The sequence below is a fragment of the Flavobacterium sp. LC2016-23 genome (assembly GCF_009674775.1).
Lineage (GTDB): Bacteria > Bacteroidota > Bacteroidia > Flavobacteriales > Flavobacteriaceae > Flavobacterium.
Genome location: NZ_WKKE01000031.1, coordinates 15,042 through 37,880 on the forward strand (window position 1 = coordinate 15,042; position 22,839 = coordinate 37,880).

The window sequence follows — 22,839 nt, forward strand, 5'->3', positions numbered from 1 at the left end:
TTTTTACCATCTATTTTAAACGATTAAAAATATATAATTGGCTTTGAGAGTTTTTATTTAAAGAAAAAGCCGTGGGCTGTTCTTCAAATTCACCATGAAAAAATTCTATTTTTATTTTATCCGAGTTAATAAAATGTAACAATCCTAGTATTTTAGCTTCAATCCCATTCTTCTCAACCTTCATATTTATCCAGACTGGTTCTTTTGTAAAATCTGTAATAAATAAAAACGGAGGGGACTGCTTTTCGCCTTGAAATAATATAGCTATATTATCATTTTTGAATTCTATATAATTTATATTTGAGAAATCTTCATTGTTTACCCATTTTCCTATAAGTCTGCTGTCTTGTGAAAAAACATTATAATTACATAAAGTAATTAAAAGCAGTAAAAAAAATATTTCTTTTATTTCAATTTTCATATCTAGAGTTTTTATTAACAAAAAACAGCTATAATGAATTATAGCTGCTTAAATAATTCTTTTTACATAAATTAGATCGGTTGGCAATGCATATTAAATAACCAGCATACAAACCCGGCAAAATCACTTTTTTCTCTATAACACTTTTCACTAAATTTTAAATCTACATTCTCAATTTTATCAGAATATTTTAATCTGATTATCTCAGTATTTTTATTTTCTTTTAAAGTTAGAATTCGAATATGATTTTTTTTAATATTTCCCATAGAAACAGTTACAAATAACATCATAACAACAGTTGAATAAATCATTTTTTTCATTTTTAAAATTGTTTAAATTAATAATTTAAAATATTATACAAATTCCCGCGAAAAATTTTGTAAGACAAATTTCACTTTTTAAATTCTAATTAAAAATGTGAACATACAAAATAATATGTGAATCAAAGCATAAAACATAAATATAATCCTACTTTTTTATTAATTTTGTTAAATTAAAAATTTTAGGATAAATGATAAAAAATAGATTAAAAGCCGAAAGAAAGGAGAAAAAATTATCTCAGGAACAGATTGCAGAACTACTATTTATGGATCAATCCCAATACAATAGAAGAGAAAAAGGTCTTATAAAAATTTCAACAGAAGAATGGAAAAAAATGGCCAAAATATTAAATGTTAAAGTTGAGGATATTTTTGAAAGCGATGATACTTTATTTAGTATCAACACTAATGACAAAGAAAAAGGTAAATCTAAAAATGGTATAAAAATCAAGATTATAATACCACCGAGCGAAATAAATGAATTATATAAAAAACTTGAAGAATTATTAATTATTTTAAAAAACAAGATTTAATAAAAATGTCTTTAAACCAAAAAAATTAGAGATCAAATACATAATTATCTTTAAAATTAATTAAACACAGCCGTAAGCTGGCAGAAGATTCTGCGACCTCACAACAAATATTAATGCATATTTCTTACAATAACCTAATCTATTGATAATGAAACTCCAACCAAAACCAAACCTTTGAAAATGTTACAATTCAATTAATAAACCCACATTTTTGTAACAATTCTCAAAAAAAGGATTAATTTAGTACGCCCATTTTGTCAACGTTATTTTGATTTTGACAAGTACTAAGATAAATCTATGAATCTAAAAGAAAGATTAAATACCGTTGACCACTATTTCTCGCCTAAAATAATTGATGAAGTAAACGATCAATATGTTAAGGTGGCTAAAATAAAGGGGCAGGAAGTGCCGTGGCATAATCACGAAAATGAAGATGAATTATTTTACATCGTTGACGGTGAACTTTTGATGGAGATTGAAAACAAGCCATCATTCACCATGAAAAAAGGCGATCTATTCGTGGTAAAAAAAGGCGTCAATCACAGGGTTTCATCGGTTGAAGAATGTTCTATAATGCTGATTGAATCTAAAACTACAGAACATACCGGAAAAGTTAAAAGCAACATTACCAAATCAATTGAAGAACAGACGTATTAATAAAGAGTTCTTCTTTTTATAAAACAATGTTTTAATAGAAGCCGAATGCCCTAGCCCTGATGGCAGCGGCATCCTTTTGTGCCGGGGTTCGGCGCAAAAGATACAGCGGACAGCAGGAACAGCTCCTTCGACTTCGCTCAAGAGGACGAACTGATTCAAAAACAGAGACACAACTTAAAAATAAAAATATAAATAATTAAAATACCTAAAATGAGATTAGAAGATTTTGATAATGATGAGGATAAAGTAATTCAGGACCGTTTGAAACAAAAAACGTGGAATGAAATCAGAACCAATGACAGCTGGGCGATTTTTAAAATTATGGCTGAATTTGTAAACGGTTACGAAAGCATGGGACGTATTGGTCCGTGTGTATCAATTTTTGGATCAGCCAGAACAAAACCAGACGATAAATATTATTTACTGGCAGAAAAAATTGCCTATAAAATCAGTAAAGCCGGTTATGGAGTAATTACAGGAGGAGGGCCGGGAATTATGGAAGCCGGAAATAAAGGAGCACATTTAGGAGGCGGAACTTCGGTTGGACTGAACATCGAGCTGCCTTTTGAACAACACTTTAACCCTTATATCGATCACGATAAAAACCTGAATTTCGATTATTTCTTTGTGAGAAAAGTAATGTTCGTTAAATATTCGCAGGGTTTTGTGGTTATGCCCGGAGGTTTTGGAACTTTAGATGAAATGTTTGAAGCCATTACTTTGATCCAGACGAAAAAGATTGGAAAATTCCCGATTATATTGGTTGGTGTTGAATTTTGGTCGGGACTGATCGAATGGGTAAAAACAGTTTTAGTAGAAAAAATGCACACGGTAAGTCCGGAAGACCTGAACCTATTTAAGATCGTAGACACTGAAGATGAAGTAGTTGAAGCTTTGGATAAATTCTATAAAAAATACGATTTAAGTCCGAATTTCTAATTTTTTTAAACCGTTTAAAAAATTTAAATTCATTTAATCCTGAGCTGGTAAAAGTAAAATTTACATGAACTTAAACTACTTAAATAGTTAAATTACATCAACATATTGCAAAAAATTAAAGCTGTTTTTTTTAACAGCTTTTTTTATACTATTTTTACAACAATCCATAACAATCAAAAGCTCGTAAATAAAGATATATTCCAAAACATAAGTATCAATTGAGATCATTTTATAAAATAATCTTCTTCCTTTTCGTTTTATTCAGTTCAATGAAACAATATGCGCAGCATCGCTCTAAAATAGAAGCTGCGGTAAATTTTGAATTGAAAACACTGAATGTAAAACAGGATCTTACCTATTACAACACCTCTAATGATTCTCTGGATTCGATTGTGCTGAATGACTGGAACAATGCTTTTTCAAACAAAAATACACCGTTAGCCAGACGTTTTTCGGATGAGTTTTACCGAGGCTTTCATTTGGCCAGCACAGAAGAAAGAGGAAACACCACTATTCTGAATCTGACAGATTCTGATGAAAGTGCCGTAGAATGGGAACGAACCGATAAGAATCCGGATTACATTGTTATAAAGCTAAAACAAAAACTTGCACCCAATCAAAAAATCGAGCTGCACCTGACTTATGTCGCTAAGATTCCGAGTAATAAATTTACCAATTATGGTTTTGACCAAAATGGCGGAATGAACCTGAAAAACTGGTATTTAAGCCCTGCCCGTTTCGAAAATCACAGCTTTATAAAATACAACAATTTCAATCTTGATGATATTGCAAATGCCAGCACTGATTATGAAATCGAGATAAAAGTTCCCAATGGTTATTCGATTACGACAGATCTAAATACGGTCGCTACGGATCTGACCAATCCAGAGTCGGCTGTTTATTCTTTTTCAGGGAACAACAGAACTGACTTTAACTTATTTATAGAAAAGCACAATAGTTTCAAAAGCTATCAAAATGGGTCTATTGAAGTACTTTCTAACCTGAAAAACAAAAAACTCAGCGACATAAAGAAGGCCATTATCATCAATAAGGTCGTTAATTTTGCCAGTGCTTTTATTGGTAAATATCCGCATGAAAAAATTACTGTTTCACAGGTTGATTACGATCGGAACCCTTTTTACGGATTAAATCAACTGCCGTCTTTTATTAGTCCGTTTTCAGATGATTTTATATTTGAAATTACCTTTTTAAAAACCTATCTGAACAATTATTTGAAGAACAGCCTGCGCTTAGATCCCAGAAAAGACAACTGGATTTACGACGGCATTCAGATTTATACCATGATGAAATTCATGGAAGAAAACCATCTGGACCAAAAGATGTTGGGAAGCCTCTCCAACATGAAACTCTTTAAAAGTTACAACATTACCAATCTGACTTTTAACGAACAATACAGCTATTACTATATGCTGATGGCCAGAAAAAACCTGGACCAGCCTCTTGGAGATCCCAAAAATACCCTTATAAAATTTAACGAACAGATTGCCAGTAAGTACCGTGCAGGTTTGAGCCTGAGTTATTTAGATGATTATTTAAACCATGATATTGTACCCGTAAGCGTTCAGGAATTTTATGATTTAAATAAAACCCAACAAACGGATAGATCTGATTTCGAAAAAATACTCACTAAAAACAGTTCAAAGGACATCAGCTGGTTTTTCACAACTATTATTGGTTCCCGTGATATTATCGACTACAAATTTTCGAATGTTTCCAGAACTAAAGACAGCGTGCAATTTCAGATACGAAACAAAACGGGGGGCTTTGCGCCAATTCCTGTTTATGGAATCAGAAAAAATGAAGTTGTTTTCAAGAAATGGATTGAGCCCCAAAACAATGATTCAATCTACGTTTTTGACCGCAAAAAAGCAGATAAAATAGTTTTGAATTATGACAATGAAGTTCCGGAATACAATTTAAGAAACAACTGGAAATCATTGAAAAGTCTGGTCATCACAAATCGTCCGATAAAATTTAATTTCGTAAAAGATCTTGAAGATCCGTATTACAATCAGATCTTATACGTTCCCACACTTACTTATAATTACTATGACGGGCTGACTCCCGGAATACGTCTTCACAATAAAACAATATTAGACAAGCCCTTTACGTTCGACATTAATCCGGCTTATTCTATTAATGCCGGCACGTTTTCCGGGTCTTCTGCCTTTTCTTTAAGTCATTTTTACCGCAACAGCACGCTTTATAACGTTCGATACTCTATTAGTCAGAATTATTATCATTATGCGCCAGATGCAACATATTTCAGATTGAACCCTATGGTTCAGTTCAGAATTCGGGAAAAAAATTTCAGGGATAACAGAAAGCAGCTTTTCCTGTTGCGCCAGGTAATCGTAAACCGGGAAGCCAGCAAATATATCACAGACAATTCCAAACCGAATTATTCTGTTTTTAATGCGCGTTACATGAATACGAAAACAGAATTGGTAGATCATTTTAATCTTATGACTGATGTTCAGTTTTCGGGTGATTTCGGAAAACTCGCAGGAGAAGTCGAATACAGGAGGCTGTTTGAAAATAACAGAAAACTAAATTTACGACTGTATGCCGGAAGTTTCCTCTACAACAATACCAATTCAGACTATTTTAGTTTTGGATTAGACAGACCGTCTGATTATTTGTTTGATTATAATTTTCTGGGGCGATCGGAAAGCACAGGAATATTCAGTCAGCAATTTATCATGGCAGAAGGTGGTTTTAAATCTAAAATAGAACCCCGATATGCCAACAGATGGATGACAACGCTAAATGCCAGTTATTCGATCTGGAACTGGATTGAGGCTTATGGAGACGTTGGTCTTATGAAAAGCAAAAAGCAAACCGCTGATTTTGCGTATGATGCCGGAATCCGCCTGAACCTTGTTCCGGATTACTTTGAACTCTATTTTCCGGTATACTCGAATAACGGCTGGGAAATCTCCCAAAACAAATACAATGAAAAAATACGATTTGTGGTCACTTTTTCTCCTAAAACACTAGTCAATCTTTTTACCCGAAAGTGGTTATAATTGAATAAATTTTAAACAAAAACATAAATTATATTCACTTATATCACAAATAATCTGAATATTCAATAAAAAACATACGTAGTTTTAGCAATTTACTTGTAAATAATTAAATTATATTTATTTTAATGAATTATGATTATTGATACTTTTTAAGTAATTTTGCCGCTTAACATGACCATTCCAGATTATGATTAAAGAAAAAAACAATACTACATTGACTTTCGAAGATTTCAAAACTGAGGTACTTAACGACTACAAGATTGCTGTAACCAGCCGCGAATGTAGTTTGTTGGGTCGTAAAGAAGTATTGACAGGAAAAGCCAAATTTGGAATATTTGGTGACGGGAAAGAAGTGCCGCAACTTGCTATGGCGAAAGCTTTTCAAAACGGGGATTTCCGTTCGGGCTATTACCGCGATCAGACTTTTATGATGGCTATTGGAGAACTTACTCCAAAGCAGTTTTTTGCCGGTTTATACGGTCATACTGATTTAGATTTTGATCCGATGTCTGCCGGAAGACAAATGGGCGGTCACTTTGTAACACACAGTTTAAACGAAGACGGTTCCTGGAAAGACTTAACCAAACAAAAAAATTCAAGTGCAGATATATCTCCTACAGCAGGGCAAATGCCAAGACTGTTAGGATTAGCACAGGCTTCTAAAATTTACAGAAATGTTGACGGGATTACAATCAAAGACAAATTTTCTGTAAACGGAAACGAAGTGGCCTGGGGAACTATTGGAAACGCCAGTACTTCTGAAGGTTTATTTTTTGAAACCATAAATGCTGCCGGAGTTTTACAGGTTCCGATGGTAATGAGTGTCTGGGATGATGAATACGGAATTTCGGTTCACGCCAAACACCAGACTACCAAAGAAAACATCTCTGAAATCCTAAAAGGATACCAGCGTGATGAAGATTCAAAAGGTTATGAAATATTCAGGGTGAAAGGCTGGGATTATGCCGAGCTGGTTTCAACTTACGAAAAAGCTGCTGCAATTGCACGTGAAGAGCACGTACCGGTTTTAATTCACGTGAATGAATTGACACAACCACAGGGGCATTCGACTTCAGGATCGCATGAGCGTTACAAAAACGGAGAAAGACTGGCATGGGAAAGAGATTTTGACTGTATTCGTCAGATGCGTTTATGGATGATTGCCATCAATATTGCATCACCGGAAGAATTGGCCGAAATTGATTTTGAAATCAAAAAAGAAGTTCTGGAAGCTAAAAAAGAGGCGTGGAATTCGTTTATTAATCCAATTATTGAAGACCAGAAAAACCTTTTGGCCTTATTGGAGCAGATTTCAGCTGCCAGCATCAATCATAAAGATAAAATCCAGAAATACATCTCGGAATTAAGTGCCATAAAATCGCCTCTGAAAAAGGAAATGCTTGTCATCTCCAGAAAAATATTGCGTTTTATTGAAGTTCCGAACAGCAAAGCTTTATTGTCGGAGTGGATTACCAATTATATAGGAGATACACAAGGAAAATTCAGCAGTAATTTATATTCTAATTCCGCTCAAAATGTTTTTTCAGTAGAGAAAGTTCTTCCTGAATATGCAGAGAATGCCAAAGCTGATTTAGACGGAAGAATGATTCTTCGTGATAACTTCGATGCACTGTTTACAAAATATCCGGAAACCCTGATTTTTGGCGAAGATGTAGGAAACATTGGCGATGTCAACCAAGGCCTTGAAGGTATGCAGGAAAAATACGGTGAACTCCGTGTTGCTGATGTAGGCATTAGGGAAGCTACTATTCTTGGACAGGGAATCGGAATGGCTTTAAGAGGCTTACGTCCGATAGCTGAGATTCAATATTTAGATTATTTGCTGTACGCCATTCAGATCATGAGTGATGATTTGGCTACTTTACAATACAGAACTGTTGGAAAACAAAAAGCACCATTAATCATCAGAACCCGCGGACACCGTTTAGAAGGCATCTGGCATTCCGGTTCACCGATGGGAATGATTATTAATGCTATTCGCGGAATCCACGTTTTGGTTCCGAGAAACATGACACAGGCTGCCGGTTTCTACAACACGCTTTTGGAATGTGACGAACCTGCCCTGGTAATTGAATGTCTGAACGGATATCGTTTAAAAGAAAAAACACCACTTAATTTTGGGGAGTTCAAAACACCAATCGGAGTGGTGGAAACCCTAAAAGAAGGTGCTGATATTACTTTGGTTTCTTACGGATCTACCTTAAGACTAGTAGAACAGGCGGCAACCGAATTACTTGATTTAGGAATTGATTGCGAAGTGATTGACATCCAGTCTTTGCTTCCGTTTGATGTTAACCACGATATCGTAAAAAGTGTTGCTAAAACAAATCGTCTTCTGGTAATCGACGAAGATGTTCCCGGTGGAGCTTCAGCCTTTATTTTACAGCAAATCCTGGAAGAACAGGACGCTTATAAATATCTGGACAGTAAACCGCAAACACTGGCTGCAAAAGCACACAGGCCTGCTTACGGAACAGATGGAGATTATTTCTCTAAACCTTCTGCTGAAGATATTTTCGAGAAAGTGTACAACATGATGAATGAAGTTAATCCAACTAAATTTCCGAACTTGTATCAATAATTTAGTTTGATTTCGATATAAAAAAAGCTCCAATTATTTTTGGAGCTTTTTTTATGCTTTGACCTGAAGTTTGTCATAAAAAAATTGAAATACTTTGCGGGGGGCTTCGACTTCGCTCAGCCTGACACTTGGACTTCACTGAACCTGGCACTTCGATTTCGCTCAGTGGGACAGGAGTAATCAAGTATGAAAAATTCAGTATAAACCCGCTTACTGTCTCACGCTTATATATCTCTCAAAATAGCCCTCGCCTTTTCTAAGTCCTCGGCGGTATCAATTCCAATTCCTACGTGGGTGGTTTCAACCATTTTGATGCGTTTTCCAAATTCCAGGTAACGAAGCTGTTCTAATTTTTCGGAGGCTTCAAGGGATTTCATCGGGAGATTATAAAAATCCAGCAACGCCTGTTTTCTAAAAGCGTAAATTCCAATGTGCTGAAAGTAACGCACGCCAACCTCTTTATCTCTTGGATACGGAATTACGGAACGTGAAAAATATAAGGCAAAGTTCGACTGATCGACCACCACTTTCACATTATTCGGATTATTGATTTCTGCTTCATCTGTAATTTCACGCATCAGTGAAGCCAAATCTACTTTACGATCCGGATCGTTCTTAAAAACAGCCAAAACCTGCTCTAACGGGCCGGCTTCCGTGAATGGTTCATCACCCTGCACATTCACTACGATATCAACGTCTAAATTGGCTACAGCTTCCGCGATACGGTCACTTCCGGATTCATGTTCTTTGATGCTCATGATCGCTTTACCGCCGTTAGCAACAATTTCATTAAAGATCAAATCAGAGTCGGTTACTACAAAAACATCGTCAAATAATTTTGTGGCTACAGCTGCTTCATAAGTTCTTAAAATTACAGTCTTTCCTCCTAAATCCTGCATTAATTTCGCAGGAAAACGTGTGGATGCATATCGCGCCGGAATTACAGCTATTATTTTCATTCTTAATTTCTTTTAATTTTCTATTTTTTTCTCTGTGAATCTCTGTGAAATCTTTGCGTAGCTTGGTGTAATTACTCTTCCACAGAGGCTCACGAAGATTTCACGGAGATTCACGAAGTTCTTTTTACATAATTTTTACGGAGGTCATGCTTAGGGAACCCGCCAGTAATTTATCATTAAACAAGCTTAATTCTTCTGATTCCTGCTTTAACCCTAAAGTATACAGCAAAGGTAAATAATGATCCGGAGTCGGAATCGCTATCTGAACGGCTTTATTCATTTTTTCGAAATTAATTAAAGGCTGAAAATTGCCATCCAGCAAATAATTATTAACGGTTTCCCGGGCTTCAATGGCCCAGTCAAAACCATAATTGTCCTTATCAAAATTCCTGAAATCTACCAGTCGTAAATTGTGCACTATATTACCGCTTCCGATAATCAGAACGCCTTTGTGACGTAAGGATTGTAACTTTTGAGCCAGTTCAAAATGATATTGTCCGGATTTGGTATAATCAATACTCAGCTGAATGACCGGAACATTCGCTTCCGGGTATAAATGTTTGATGACACTCCATGCCCCGTGGTCTAAACCCCAGTGTTCATCTAATTCAACAGGAACAGGTTCCAGTATTTTTTTTGTTTCCTGTGCCAGTTCCGGACTACCTTTCGCCGGATATTGCACATCAAAAAGTGCCTGAGGAAAACCTCCGAAATCATGAATGGTTCTTGGCATCTGCATGGCGGTCACTTTGGTTCCGTTGGTAAACCAGTGTGCCGAAATACACAAAATAGCATTGGGCTGCGGCAATGTTTTCGCCAGATTACGAAAACCGGCTACAAACTGATTTTCTTCAATAGCATTCATCGGGCTGCCATGTCCCAAAAACAAAACCGGCATTTTATCGGTATTCGAAAACGTGGATGAAATCGAATGTAAATCGTTTAGTGTTGTCATTATAAAGTTGTTTTTCTTTCGCCACGAATTTCACTAATTACCAGGGCTGAATATTTTTTTAATTAAATTAAATCTCAAAAAAAATTCGTGCAAATTATTGAAATTAGTGGCAAAAATCTATTCGGCAAAACTCTCGTCTTTAAAGCCTATCAAATATAACTTATTTTTAGCACGTGTCATCGCAGTGTACAGCCATCTGATGTAATCGCGGTCAATTCCGTTTGGCAGATAAGGCTGTTCGACAAAAACCGTGTCCCACTGCCCTCCCTGCGATTTATGACAGGTAATGGCATACGAAAATTTCACCTGCAGGCCATTGAAATATTCGTTGTTTTTTACCTTTTGAAATTTCTTGTATTTGGTTGTCTCGTCTTCATAATCCTTCATGACTTCTTCGTATAAACGATTGGATTCTTCATACGTCAAAGAAGGAGATTCGCTTTTTATAGTGTCTAAAATTAAAACCGTTTCAAAAGGTTTCTGATCCGGATAATCGACCATTCTGATTTTAACTTTTGCAAAATTGAATCCGTATAGCTCTTTGATACCAAAAAGTTCCAGCACTTCAATAATGTCCCCGTTGGCAATAAATCCGGCTTCGTCGGTTTCCTTTAGCCAAAAATAATTATTCTTGACCACCATCAGGAAATCGCCAACCGAAAGTTCACTTTCTTTAAATAAAATCCTGGTCCTGATTTGCTCGTTGTACTGATTGGCTCTTTTATTCGAACGAACTATAAAAGCCGTATCTTCAATGCTATAATTGCTGTAAGCTGTATTTATGGCGTCCTGAATATCATATCCATCGGTCAGTCTGACAATATCTTTGAATTTTTTTACATTGAATTTAAATTCTGTTATAAAAGATTCTTTCAGCAGTTCCCGTAATTCCGTAGCATTATACAAAATCCCGGAATTTTCTTCCTGACGCATTACTTCATCCAGTTCGATATGTTCGATTTCTTTGTTATAATGAATGCCCAGCGTTTGCGTATCAAGCGCCGGACTAATGTCTAAATTCACGGGAGGTAACTGTGCCGTGTCTCCCAAAAGGATCATTTTACAATTGGTCCCGGAATACACATAGGAAATCAAATCATCTAACAACGATCCGTTATCGTACAATTTCGAATCTGAATTACTGTCTGAAATCATCGAAGCCTCATCGACAATAAAAATGGTGTTTTTGTGCTTGTTGAGCTGCCTTGTAAAAGCAACACCTCCTCCGGAAGACTTTTTAGGGAAATATATTTTTTTATGAATGGTAAATGCAGGCGTGTTCGAATAATTGGCGATTACTTTTGCAGCACGTCCGGTTGGGGCAAGCAAAACAAACTTCTTATTGATCTCACCCAGGTTATTTACAATCGTAGAGATTACGGTTGTTTTTCCGGTTCCGGCGTATCCTTTTAACACAAAAATGGTGTCATTGGCCGGTTCTGTCAGGAAAATAGCAATTTTCTGAAAAAATATATCCTGTTTATAGGTGGGAGCAAAAGGAAACTTTTTTTGTAAAACGCTGTAAAACAGTGATGAATTCATAAGGTAAATTTGAACTGCAAAGTACGTTCATTTTACTGTCAAAGACAATTTCGGGAATCGATTTTAATACTACTATTTTTGAAAAGTGACCAATTGAAATTACAGAATTAATGAAAATATAATAAGGAGGTAACTTTACTAAAATGTTGTTTTTGAAATTGCAATTATTATTGTTGCTTTTTAATTTGTAAGTTTGTGTTTTAACTAAATTCTTTCTTGACACTACAACAGGTAATGAATTGTAAATCAGATTATGGCATTTCAAAATACTAATATTACATCAAAAAAATACAAAAAACTTTCTATTCAGGTTTCACTGAGCGGATTTTCATTTTGTTGTTTTGACACGCTTAATAATAGCATCACTTCGTTTAATGAAGTAGAATTTACACCTACACAAAAAGGATCCAAAATAGAGGAATTGTACAGTGATGCTTTTAAAAAACATCCGGAATTAAAAGAGACTTATGATGACATTACCGTCATTCACAGTAACAACCTTTCGACTTTTGTGCCTACTGCCTTATTTGATGAAAATTATTTAGGAAGTTACCTGCAATACAATACCAAAGTTTTTGAAACTGACTTTTTTACTTATGATCACATTTCAAATTACGAGATGAATACGGTCTACATACCCTATGTGAATATCAATAATTTTCTGATTGATCAGGTGGGTTCCTTTGATTACAAGCATGCCAACAGCATCTTAATTGAGAAAATACTGGAAGCTTCTAAAAATAACGACAATAAAAAAATGATCGTTAATTTTAATCCGGATCATTTTGAACTGATTGTGGTACAGAACCAAAAACTATTGCTGTTCAACTCATTCGAATATCAGACACCGGAAGACTTTTTATATTATCTCCTTTTTACTGCCGAACAACTGAGTTTAAATCCCGAAAGTTTTCACCTTGAATTATTGGGAACAATAACCAGAAATGATCCTTTTTATGCCCTTGCGTATAAATACATTCGTAACGTTACATTTTTGGATGTAAGCAGGTTACAAGAAAAAAACAGCTACTCTACTGCTCAGAATCAAAAACATTATATCTTATTTCAATCATGAGAATCATTTCAGGAAAATTCAAAGGACGCCGTATTTTTCCACCCAAAAACCTTCCTGTACGACCAACAACTGACATGAGTAAAGAGGCATTGTTTAATGTTCTGAACAATCATTTTAGTTTTGAAGGCTTAAAGGTTCTGGACTTGTTTTCAGGTACCGGAAATATCAGTTTCGAATTCGCTTCACGAGGAAGTGCTCCTATTACCTCGGTTGATGGTGATTTTGGATGCGTAAAGTTCATCAAGCAGGTGGCGTCGGAATATGATTTTGAAATTGCCGCAACAAAAAGTGATGTTTTTAAATTCCTTGAAAACTGCAAAACTTCTTACGATATTATATTCGCAGACCCTCCGTACGGTTTAGACCAGGCTACTTTTGAAAAAATAGTCCTGACGGTTTTCGAAAGAGATTTGCTTCACGATGACGGGATGATGATTATCGAACATTCCAAATATACCAAAATGGAACATTTGAGCAATTTCTCTTTTCAGAAAAGTTATGGCGGTTCCTTTTTTACCTTCTTCGAATTGAATTCTACGGATGACGACGAAGAACTGGCCGATGAAACATCTAATAAAACTATAGAAGAAGATGAAGGATAAATTCTTCTTTTCAATCCTAAAAAAGTCTCCCGAAATTCAGGAGACTTTTTGTTTTTATCGAATTCTGTTTTGATTTTCGTCGATAGTTCGCTCTTTAAATTCCGTTTCTTTTATCTTCCCGAAGGAATATTTTACGGCGATTGAAATCTCATGATTATCCACCACGTATCTTGTTTTAGAATGAATCGTATTGATGGTAAATTTTTCGGTTTCGATGTTATTTTTAAAAACATTATTGCAGCTCAGTGTAAATTTCCATTTTTGAAAGTACGTTTTTGAAACGGCCATAGCTACAATAAGTCTTGGATTTGTTTCAAAAACACCGGTTTTTTGCTTCGTTAAACCCCAAAAATTTAAAGTGAAGACATATTCTTTTGGAAGTCTGAATTCGTTATTGGAAGAATAATACAAATAAGGTTCCGAGGCCAGAACTACTGCAGATTTATCCTCAATTTTTTCTAAAATAAAAACCAGAGAATTGGTTGTTGTCCAGAATTTATAAGTGAACGGCAGCGTAAAATCAAGTGATACTGCTGTGCTTTTATCAAAATTAATATCCTTGAACGTCATAATATTTTTTTGATCATCAAAAGAAAAACTATTGTAAACCGGATTATTGCTTTTAGTAAAACTTAATCTGACGGATTTATCATGATACTGAAAATTCGCAGCAATCTCATCTGAAATAGTCGGAACTAAATTAATATTGCGCGCATATAAAAAGTACGGATTAATATAGGTAGCTCCCTGACTTAAAGACGAATAATTAGGTCTTGAAATGCTTTTGGCGTAGTTTACCAAAATACTTTTAACGCTGTCTATTGGAACTATAAACTGCATTTTCGGAAAAAGATTCGTGTAGTTTTTATGCAGTAATGGCAATTCGTCTGTTTTAAATTTCCCGGTTACTTTTGAGTTCTCAACCCTGAATCCCACAGAAAAATCGATTTTTTTAATTTTACCTGACAATTGCGTGTATCCGGATACATTTGCCTCTTTAAAATCGTAAAAACTCAATTCATTTTCATCGGCTGCAGCATCAAAAACAGCCACATCCGATTTAGAATTTGCTGCTGAATACAGGCCGCCAAATTCAAATTTCAGTTCATTTTTAAATTTTTTCTCGAGATCCATTCTTCCCGAAAAATAATTAATTTCAAATTTCTGATCCCGGATTTGTGTCAGTTCAAATTGTGTATCATTATAATTATCCTTTACATCGGTAAACAGACCCTGATCAAAATTAGAATACTGCAGGCCTGTAAAAAACTGTGTATCAATCGACTTTATCTTTTTCTGATAATTTAAAAAGGAGTTGACAAAATTCTTTTTGCTTTCATTTCCCGTCCATGTGATCACATTATTTATTTCGCTGTTGTTTTTGTTATAAGTGACGGTATTGATATCAAAAGAATCTTTCTGCAGTTTGCTGTTCACACTAATCGAAAAATAATCATCGTCATTTATTTTATAGAACAAACCTCCCCCAAAAACAAACTGGTTTCTTTTTGTAAGCGCCGCTACATCATAATCGGATGCAATATTCGCCTGTGGAATCTGATATTTAATACTGTGGCTTTCCCAGGGCTGCAGTTTATTGTAATTGAAATTTGCTTTCCATTCGAGTTTATTTTTTTTGAAATTTGAATTCAATCCAAGGTAATTGTTATACTGTTTTTTGAAAGAAGCGACTTCCGAAATTTCCGTTCTGAAACTGTCTTTTTTACTAAATTTCCTTGTAATTAAAATTACGGCCCGGCCTTCTGCTTCGTATTTGGAAGACGGATTCTGAATAATTTCAATCGTTTTGATATCAGTCACTGCCAAGGCATTCAGGTCATTTATTCCCGCTTTTTGATTATCGATATAAATCAGCGGACTTCCTTTTCCGATAACGGTAATATTTTCCTGATCTGAACTGATCTGAACGGTTGGTAATTTTGCCAGTAAATCAACGGCATTCGGAATTGAATTATAAATCGAATTTGCAACGTCAACTTTTATATTTCCGTTGGTATTGGTGAACGTTTTTTTATTCTGAGTAATGACCACTTCCTCTAATTTATTTGAAATGCTGTCTTTTGGTGTTTCATTTTGAGCATTTCCGACAATTGAAAAACAGAATAATAACAGGGCGAGAATAATTTTTAAAAACATACAAATTTTCATTTGGCAATAATTTTCAGATTGAACTCCTGCAAAAATGCTTCTAAAAAATTGCCGCGAAAGTTAATTGGAGGTTAATGCGGGGTTAATGCTTTAATTGTGTCTTAAAAGCATTATTTTTGGAATGAATTTTCGATTTGTATGAAACAAAGAATCAATTTATTAATAGCTTTTTCTGTCATCGCCCTGATTATTTTATCGGCGGTACAATGCTATCTGGTAAAAACTACTTATGATTATAAAGTGGCGCAGTTTCATACCGAAATCAAAAATGAAATAGCGCAAATCTCAAACAATTACAGTGATATCGATGCTGTAATTGTATCGAAAAAAGAAGCGCTTTACAAACAATTAACCGAGAGTTACGTTCAGGGAAAAAAATCTAAAGCTGCGATTCAAAATGATATTGTTGACAATGAATTCAGAGATGCCCTGACGCTGAAAATCCAGCGTAAGTTTGAAAGGGAAATACCGAATCTGAGAATTGATTTTGCCATAGTCCTGAATAAATTCTTACTGTATCAAAACAACAAAAAAGCAGATACTATTTTCTCACAGAAACCTTTGATCCAAAATAAACTGTACGGAAATCTGACTTCTTTAAATCATGCTTTTTTGGTTCGGAATTATGTCGGCACCACGAATGGAACATTTGAAAATCAGGAGTATAAATTACTGACGGAAGATTCGATGTACATTTCGGTAATCGACTGGAAACTGATTATTTTAAGGCGTATGGCCGTTGTCCTGACTTTGTCTTTGCTTTCTGTTTTCACTTTGATAATGCTTTTTATAATTGCGATCAAAGCCTTAATCAAGCAAAAAAAAGTAAGCGACGTCAAGACTGATTTTATAAATAATATTACACATGAACTCAAAACGCCTTTGGCAACCTTAGGCATTTCAACAAAAATATTAGAACAGAAAAACATTCGTGATAACGACGAAAACTTCCATGCGATTGTGAATACCATCTCGCGCCAGAATAATCGTTTACAGAGCTTAATCGATCAGGTTCTGGCCAACTCACTGGCGGAAAACGAAATCGAGTTACAAAAAGAAAAAATCAATACTGAAACCTTTCTGCTTTCGATTGTAGAAGATTTTAAAATCGGGTACCCGAAAATTACAATTGAAACCGATTTTCAAACGCAAAAAACGGTTTTGATTCTGGATAAATTTCATTTGACTACGGCTCTTTTAAATGTGCTCGAAAATGCCGTAAAATATGGTTCAAGCAATATTTCCGTAAAAACAAGAAAGCATCAGGATGAGTTTGCAATCAGTATTGAAGATGACGGAATCGGAATTTCGAAAAACAAACAAGCCCTTCTTTTTGAAAAATTTTACAGGGTCGAACAAGGCAATGTACACAATGCAAAAGGCCTCGGATTAGGTTTGTATTATGTGGATCAGATTATAAAAGCGCATCAGGGTTCGATTGCCGTAATGAGCGATTTGGGAAAAGGAGCGGTTTTTACGATTATGTTTAAAGTTTAAATCCTTTCCAGTGAAAAAAATACTTTTAGCCGAAGATGATTTTGATTTTGCCAACGTGCTCAGGCAATATCTGGAACTTTATCATTATGAAGTAATTTGGGCGGAAGATGGCGAAATCGCACTGGATCTTTTTAAAAACCAGCACTTTGATATTTGTGTTTTTGATGTGATGATGCCTAAACTGGACGGTTTTTCATTAGCGGAAAAAATCATCAGAATAAATCCGGAAATTCCTTTTATTTTCCTGACAGCTAAAAAACTAAAAGAAGACAAAATCATTGGTCTGAAACTAGGTGCAGACGATTATATCGTAAAACCTTTTGAAGCTGAAGAACTGATTTTACGTTTGCAAAATATCTTAAAAAGAAGCCGTCAAAAAGACCTTTCAACGGAAACAGCAGAAATTCAGATTGGACTATATCTGTTTGACACCAAACGCCTGACTTTAAAACTAAACGATAAAAATCACCAGCTTACAGAAAAAGAAGCCGCTTTGATTCACTATTTTTATTTGCATAAAAACCAATTGCTGAAAAGAGAAGAAATCCTGAAAGCCATTTGGGGAAATGATGATTTTTTTTCCGGCAGAAGTATGGATGTTTACATCAGTAAAATCCGGAAATATTTTAAGGAAGATACTACAATCAGTATCGAAAGTATCCGGAATATTGGTATTGAGTTTAAAGCAGAGAGGCTTTAGTCTTTCTTTTTTTCAAATCCTAAATAATAGCTGATTCCCAACCCTAATGTTTCTGTATTCACTCTTGAACCGGAATGGTTTACTTCTGTTAAAGCTTTTCCCATATTCACTCCGTTATAATACAAATTGACAGAAATCGAATCATAACTATTATCCGAAAGTACAATATCGATTCCTAGTCCTATTCCGAACGAGTGCTGCCATTCGCTGACGGTTTCTTTTGTAGTAACAGAAGCCGAAGGTTTCGTCTGGTTGATGAGCGTATAATGACGATCTGCACCAATTTTCGAAACATTAAATCTCGGTAAGATCTGAATAAACACATCACCCGAATTTACTTCTTTACTGTATAGGGAAATCTTGGGCGTCAGGTTAAAATTAAGAGCATATGCCTTACTGGTTCTGATATCGAGGGTATTTCCCAGTGCATCATTTCTGCTGTAATCCTCCAGGCTTCCTATAAAATAACTGACTCCAATTTCGGGTTTCAGAAAGCGATGCACTTTTACTTCTAAACCGGCTCCCACTTCTGCAAAGGAATTGTTTTCAAAGTCCGAATGCGAATAGGCTGAAATATTGGCAAATACTCTGGCATGTTGTGCATTTGATTTTAAACAGAACAAAACCAATAAAAAGAAAAGTGTTTTTTTTATCATAGCTTATTTTCCAATTAACCCGACCTAAGGCAAGATTGGCAACTGGCGCAAATATAGTATTAAAACATTGCCATGATATAAAAAACAGATTATTTTCTTACATATTCAACCGTAAATCTTATAATCTGCACCTGTAATTGTATAACTAATTCACTATTAATTCAAATACATTTGCTGTTAACATTTAAAAACACAAATTATGAATCTAAAAAGATTTTTCGGAGGATTACTTACCGTTCTGGGTATTATTGGCCTAATTTACACAGCAGTTATTTTTGCAGGCACTTCTGGGGAAACCAGAGATGTAAAATCCTTAATCATTTACGGAATACTGGGGATAGTCTTTTTTATGTCAGGAATCAGTTTGGTTCGCGGGACAAAAGACGAATCTTAGATTACTGATTTATTTTGGTTTCGTAACTTATCTAAAACTAATTGATACGTTGGGGTTTCCACTTCATATTTCTGGCCTTCATTAACTACAAATTCGGTTAATGAAGCCAATTCTATATTTCTTCCGGCCAACAAATCGCGATGCATCGACGAAGTTGTATCGGGAGGCGTTTTTTCAAGTTTTAAAATCGTCTGCATAATAATATCCTCAGGAAGATTTAGTCCTTTTACGGCTGCAATCATTGTAATTTCGTTCATTAGCGAAACATATACATTTCTCCCGGTCCGGCTTTCTAAAAGTTGCCCGATGTTAAAATCCAGATAACAGGTTGCCGAAGCCAATACTGATATAAAAACAAATTTCTCCCAAACGGTATCTTCAATATTGTCCACCAGATGACTATCGATACCGGCGTTTTTTAGGATGGTCTGCAAGGCTTTCATTTTGTAAACAGAAGCACTTTCAGATCCAAAAAACAATCTTTGCAGAGCGCCGACGTTATGAATAACACCAGCTGATTCAATCATCGAAAAAATATACACACAGCCTTGCAGCACTTCATTATCCGGATAAAGTGTACTGATACGTTCCGGAGCATCCACGCCATTATATAAAGGAAGAATTACTGTATTCTTTGTAATGCATTTATTTAAGGCAAGAAGGCTTTCCTCGATATCATAGGTTTTAGTAGCACAAATTAAGTAATCGAGTTTACCAATAACCACCGGATCGTTTGAAACTACTTTCGGAAAAACAACTGTTTCTGAATCTTTCGTAATAATCTTCAGTCCCGATTCTGAAACTACTTTTAACGTTTCACCACGGGCAATAAACACAATTTCTATGTCTTCCGATTCGTGATACGCTTTCGCTAAAAGTCCGCCAAAATAGCCGCCTACTCCACCTAAACCTAAAATTCCTATTCTTGTTTTCATAATTTTTTATAAAGTTGATGTTAAATGTGAGATACTGGATGTGAGATGTGAGATGCAAGATGAAAGATGAAAGATGAAAGATGCTCTGGATGAAAGATGTGAGATGCAAGATACAAGATGCTGGAAGTTAATGTTTAATAAAAACTGCTTAAATCATTTTCTCTAAAAACCCTTATAATCTGTACGATACGTATGCTATCCCTCCACAACAGGTTCCAGATTCAGCTCCGTAAAATCACGTTCACTTTTAGAAATTATGATTGTGGCTACCGTATTTCCGATCAGGTTTGTGATGGCGCGGGCTTCACTCATAAATTTATCTACTCCCAATAAAAAAGCCAGTCCTTCAACGGGAATTTTATGGATCGCGGTCAGGGTCGACGCCAAAACAATAAAACCGCTTCCGGTCACCCCGGCGGCGCCTTTTGAGGTAATCATCAGGATACCAATAACACTCAGAATTTCAAAGAAACTCAAATGAACGTCATACAACTGCGCCAAAAAGATCACCGACATCGATAAGTAAATCGAAGTTCCGTCGAGATTAAAAGAATATCCGGTTGGTATCACCAATCCCACCACCGATTTACTACAGCCCATTCGCTCCAGTTTCACCATTATACTGGGCAGAGCCGCTTCAGAAGAGGAAGTTCCGAGTACCAGTAAGAGTTCTTCTTTGATATATTTTAAAATCGAAAGGATACTTATTTTATAATATTTCAGGATACTTCCCAAAATCAAAAACACAAACAAAATCATGGTCAGGTACACGCAAAGCATCAGTTTCCCCAACGGAATCAAAGTCTGCAGGCCAAACTTTCCAATAGTATAAGCCATTCCGCCAAAAGCACCCAGCGGAGCGAGATACATTACATATTTCAAACCTGTAAAAACGACTTTTGAGAAACGCTCCAAAACCAGAATGGTCTGTTCTCTTTTCTGATAAAAATTTAATGCGATACCGCAGACGATTGCTGCCAGTAAAACCTGAAGTGTAAAATTAGAAAGAAAGAATTGTAACCAGGAAAAATTATCCGCAGCATGATCAGTATACTGGCTGGCGTCCTGCAGGGCCAATCCTGTCTTATCAATTTTGCCGGGTTTGAACACATAAGCAATCGTAACACCAATTGCCAAAGCAACCGTGGAAACAATTTCAAAATAGCCCAGGGCTTTTACACCGATACGGCCTACTTTTTTAAGGTTCCCCATTCCTGAAATCCCCAAAACAATCGTAAGAAAGATAATCGGTCCAATAAAAAGCTTGATAATGTCGACAAAGGTCTTGCCGACGATTTCCATTTTCATACCCTTTTCAGGCGAGAAATGACCAAGCAGAACACCTGCAATAATGGCAATCAGCACCCAAAACGTAAGATTGGTTGTAATGACTTTAAAAGTACTTTTTTTAGGTTTATCCGAAAAATTTGGGGTAGCAATATTCATGAAAATTAGTTAGATGGATTCACAAATATATAAAAAATGCAGACCTATAAGCCGGATTCTGTCTCTGATAAATCAGAGCCTTATCATTTATCTAGGCTTACAATTACTCATAAGCTCGAGCTACCTACCCTTCAGCAACGAACGAGAAGCCCTTAAATGCTGATATACTTGGTATTTCACCGCATAGAGTTTACCTGGTTTCACTACAGCATTACCTGTACATACTTTCTGTTGCACTTGTCCTTGCCTTATTGCTAAGACCGACGGGTGTTACCCGCTATGCTTCTCTGTGGTGTCCGGACTTTCCTCCCTCCGCCGAGGCGGACGACGATAAGGCGGTCTGCGCGGCAAAAGTAGCGATTTATCTACTAAGAATAATGATTTTAAATTTTAGATTTAGTCTCGTTTTCATAATGATTTAATTTTAAAATAGTTACCTTTAAAATCCATAATTTTAAAATACAATTATTATGACTAGAATGTATCATTACGCAACTGTTTCAAAAGCTTTGGACCAATTACATGAAAAAGGATTTACCTGCGATTTTAATTTAAACTCCGACGCCATTAAAAAGAATCCTGAAAAATTTGAAATTGTACATGTGTATCGATACGAAGGGGAATCAGACCCGGGCGATGAGGCAGTTGTATACGGAATTAAATCAAACTCCGGCAAAAAAGGAGTTTATGTATCAGGGTTTTCGGCGGATTCCGATTCCGAAACCGCACAGATTTTATTGGATTTGAGTATAAAGGGAAGGTGAAGTTTAAATTCTTTTTTTTTTAAATTCCAAATTTTTTAAATTCCAAATTCCAATAATCGGACGGAGAAAATTGTCGTTTTGGGGAACGAGGGATTTCCTTTCTTTATGTCGCGAAGATGCTTCGTTCCTCAGAATGATACCAATTGTACACAAACCCCTTGAATCTTTTGCAAATCTTAGCCCCCTTACGGTTAAAAGCAAAATAAAAAAAGCCCATCAGACGACGGACTTTTCAAAACAGCAAAATTAAATTATACTGTTGGTATTTTCAGTTTCCAGCCCACCTGGATCAGGTCAGGATTTTTGATGATATCTTTATTGGCTTCGTAGATATCCTGCCAGGAAACGCCGTATGCTTTTCCGATTTTAGAAAGTGAATCTCCGTTTTCAACTGTATATTCTCTGGCCACTTTTTCCATCACTTCAATATTCATAACGACATCAGCCGACCTGTAATCCGGATCTATTTTGTTGTAAGCGTCCCAAAGTTTGTCTTTGTCTGAGGCAGAATTAGCGGTCCCATCAATATACAGCACATTATCCTGTTCTCTGATCTGCAAATTTGTTATTCCTAAATCAGAAGCCAGATGGGTTACTTCCCTGTATTTTTCCTGTAAACTCAT

Annotated in this window: 21 protein-coding genes and 1 other RNA gene; 11 read left to right on the forward strand and 11 right to left on the reverse strand. The window is 35.6% G+C overall.

The window, feature by feature from the left end:
- Positions 1–10: 10 nt before the first annotated feature.
- The gene (locus GJU43_RS21215) at positions 11–421 is read right to left on the reverse strand and encodes a hypothetical protein (RefSeq protein ID WP_154343744.1); all 411 of its coding nucleotides are present in this window, start codon (positions 419–421) and stop codon (positions 11–13) included.
- 71 nt (positions 422–492) lie between these two features.
- The gene (locus GJU43_RS21220) at positions 493–741 is read right to left on the reverse strand and encodes a hypothetical protein (protein WP_154343745.1); all 249 of its coding nucleotides are present in this window, start codon (positions 739–741) and stop codon (positions 493–495) included.
- A gap of 191 nt (positions 742–932) precedes the next feature.
- Here GJU43_RS21220 and GJU43_RS21225 point away from each other — a divergent pair, with 191 nt between their 5' ends.
- The 5 genes from GJU43_RS21225 to GJU43_RS21245 all read left to right on the forward strand — a co-directional run bounded on the left by GJU43_RS21225 (position 933) and on the right by GJU43_RS21245 (position 8,522).
- Positions 933–1,274: a helix-turn-helix transcriptional regulator gene (locus GJU43_RS21225; RefSeq protein ID WP_154343747.1), complete on the forward strand. Its 342-nt coding sequence runs from the start codon at positions 933–935 to the stop codon at positions 1,272–1,274.
- A gap of 297 nt (positions 1,275–1,571) precedes the next feature.
- Positions 1,572–1,931, forward strand: coding sequence for a cupin domain-containing protein (locus GJU43_RS21230; protein WP_154343749.1), 360 nt, complete (start codon positions 1,572–1,574; stop codon positions 1,929–1,931).
- A 210-nt stretch (positions 1,932–2,141) separates the two neighbouring features.
- Positions 2,142–2,870, forward strand: coding sequence for a TIGR00730 family Rossman fold protein (locus GJU43_RS21235; RefSeq protein WP_127338810.1), 729 nt, complete (start codon positions 2,142–2,144; stop codon positions 2,868–2,870).
- 269 nt (positions 2,871–3,139) lie between these two features.
- A complete protein-coding gene (locus GJU43_RS21240; RefSeq protein ID WP_154343751.1) occupies positions 3,140–5,920 on the forward strand; it encodes an aminopeptidase in 2,781 nt (926 codons plus the stop codon).
- Positions 5,921–6,107: 187 nt separating this feature from the next.
- Positions 6,108–8,522: a thiamine pyrophosphate-dependent enzyme gene (locus GJU43_RS21245; RefSeq protein WP_154343753.1), complete on the forward strand. Its 2,415-nt coding sequence runs from the start codon at positions 6,108–6,110 to the stop codon at positions 8,520–8,522.
- 224 nt (positions 8,523–8,746) lie between these two features.
- Here GJU43_RS21245 and kdsB read toward each other — a convergent pair whose 3' ends face one another.
- The 3 genes from kdsB to GJU43_RS21260 form a co-directional block, all read right to left on the reverse strand.
- Positions 8,747–9,481: a 3-deoxy-manno-octulosonate cytidylyltransferase gene (gene kdsB, locus GJU43_RS21250; RefSeq protein ID WP_154343755.1), complete on the reverse strand. Its 735-nt coding sequence runs from the start codon at positions 9,479–9,481 to the stop codon at positions 8,747–8,749.
- A 124-nt stretch (positions 9,482–9,605) separates the two neighbouring features.
- Positions 9,606–10,436 carry a 4,5-DOPA dioxygenase extradiol gene (ygiD, locus tag GJU43_RS21255; RefSeq protein WP_154343757.1) on the reverse strand — a complete coding sequence of 277 codons (831 nt, stop codon included), beginning with the start codon at positions 10,434–10,436 and terminating at the stop codon, positions 9,606–9,608.
- A gap of 117 nt (positions 10,437–10,553) precedes the next feature.
- Positions 10,554–11,978 (reverse strand): ATP-dependent RecD-like DNA helicase, encoded by a 1,425-nt coding sequence (locus GJU43_RS21260; RefSeq protein ID WP_154343759.1) that lies wholly within the window; start codon positions 11,976–11,978, stop codon positions 10,554–10,556.
- 253 nt (positions 11,979–12,231) lie between these two features.
- On the opposite strand from GJU43_RS21260, the gene GJU43_RS21265 reads away from it, so the two are divergent.
- Positions 12,232–13,053 carry a DUF3822 family protein gene (locus tag GJU43_RS21265; protein ID WP_154343761.1) on the forward strand — a complete coding sequence of 274 codons (822 nt, stop codon included), beginning with the start codon at positions 12,232–12,234 and terminating at the stop codon, positions 13,051–13,053.
- The gene (locus GJU43_RS21270) at positions 13,050–13,655 is read left to right on the forward strand and encodes an RsmD family RNA methyltransferase (RefSeq protein WP_154343763.1); all 606 of its coding nucleotides are present in this window, start codon (positions 13,050–13,052) and stop codon (positions 13,653–13,655) included. Before GJU43_RS21265 ends, GJU43_RS21270 begins: the two co-directional genes overlap by 4 nt.
- A 54-nt stretch (positions 13,656–13,709) precedes the next feature.
- On the opposite strand, the gene GJU43_RS21275 is transcribed toward GJU43_RS21270, so the two are convergent.
- Complete coding sequence (locus GJU43_RS21275; protein WP_229655106.1) at positions 13,710–15,812, reverse strand: outer membrane beta-barrel protein; 2,103 nt, start codon at positions 15,810–15,812, stop codon at positions 13,710–13,712.
- A gap of 150 nt (positions 15,813–15,962) precedes the next feature.
- On the opposite strand from GJU43_RS21275, the gene GJU43_RS21280 reads away from it, so the two are divergent.
- Positions 15,963–17,321, forward strand: a complete 1,359-nt coding sequence (locus tag GJU43_RS21280) for a sensor histidine kinase KdpD (RefSeq protein WP_154343767.1) — start codon at positions 15,963–15,965, stop codon at positions 17,319–17,321.
- Between the two features lie 10 nt (positions 17,322–17,331).
- Positions 17,332–18,021, forward strand: a complete 690-nt coding sequence (locus tag GJU43_RS21285) for a response regulator transcription factor (RefSeq protein WP_370455676.1) — start codon at positions 17,332–17,334, stop codon at positions 18,019–18,021.
- Here the strand turns inward: GJU43_RS21285 and GJU43_RS21290 are convergent.
- Complete coding sequence (locus GJU43_RS21290) at positions 18,018–18,677, reverse strand: hypothetical protein (RefSeq protein WP_154343769.1); 660 nt, start codon at positions 18,675–18,677, stop codon at positions 18,018–18,020. The two genes, GJU43_RS21285 and GJU43_RS21290, sit on opposite strands and share 4 nt — an antisense overlap.
- Before the next feature lie 196 nt (positions 18,678–18,873).
- Here GJU43_RS21290 and GJU43_RS21295 point away from each other — a divergent pair, with 196 nt between their 5' ends.
- Positions 18,874–19,071: a hypothetical protein gene (locus GJU43_RS21295; RefSeq protein WP_370455679.1), complete on the forward strand. Its 198-nt coding sequence runs from the start codon at positions 18,874–18,876 to the stop codon at positions 19,069–19,071.
- On the opposite strand, the gene GJU43_RS21300 is transcribed toward GJU43_RS21295, so the two are convergent.
- The 3 genes from GJU43_RS21300 to rnpB all read right to left on the reverse strand — a co-directional run bounded on the left by GJU43_RS21300 (position 19,068) and on the right by rnpB (position 21,799).
- Positions 19,068–20,006, reverse strand: coding sequence for a ketopantoate reductase family protein (locus GJU43_RS21300; RefSeq protein WP_154343773.1), 939 nt, complete (start codon positions 20,004–20,006; stop codon positions 19,068–19,070). The genes GJU43_RS21295 and GJU43_RS21300 overlap by 4 nt on opposite strands.
- Before the next feature lie 195 nt (positions 20,007–20,201).
- Positions 20,202–21,452 (reverse strand): cation:dicarboxylate symporter family transporter, encoded by a 1,251-nt coding sequence (locus GJU43_RS21305; protein WP_154343774.1) that lies wholly within the window; start codon positions 21,450–21,452, stop codon positions 20,202–20,204.
- 31 nt (positions 21,453–21,483) lie between these two features.
- Positions 21,484–21,799: RNase P RNA component class A (rnpB, locus tag GJU43_RS21310), an RNA gene on the reverse strand.
- Positions 21,800–21,922: 123 nt separating this feature from the next.
- Here rnpB and GJU43_RS21315 point away from each other — a divergent pair.
- Positions 21,923–22,216 (forward strand): hypothetical protein, encoded by a 294-nt coding sequence (locus GJU43_RS21315; RefSeq protein ID WP_127338795.1) that lies wholly within the window; start codon positions 21,923–21,925, stop codon positions 22,214–22,216.
- A gap of 251 nt (positions 22,217–22,467) precedes the next feature.
- Here GJU43_RS21315 and GJU43_RS21320 read toward each other — a convergent pair whose 3' ends face one another.
- Positions 22,468–22,839 carry a LysM peptidoglycan-binding domain-containing protein gene (locus tag GJU43_RS21320; protein WP_154343776.1) on the reverse strand — a complete coding sequence of 124 codons (372 nt, stop codon included), beginning with the start codon at positions 22,837–22,839 and terminating at the stop codon, positions 22,468–22,470.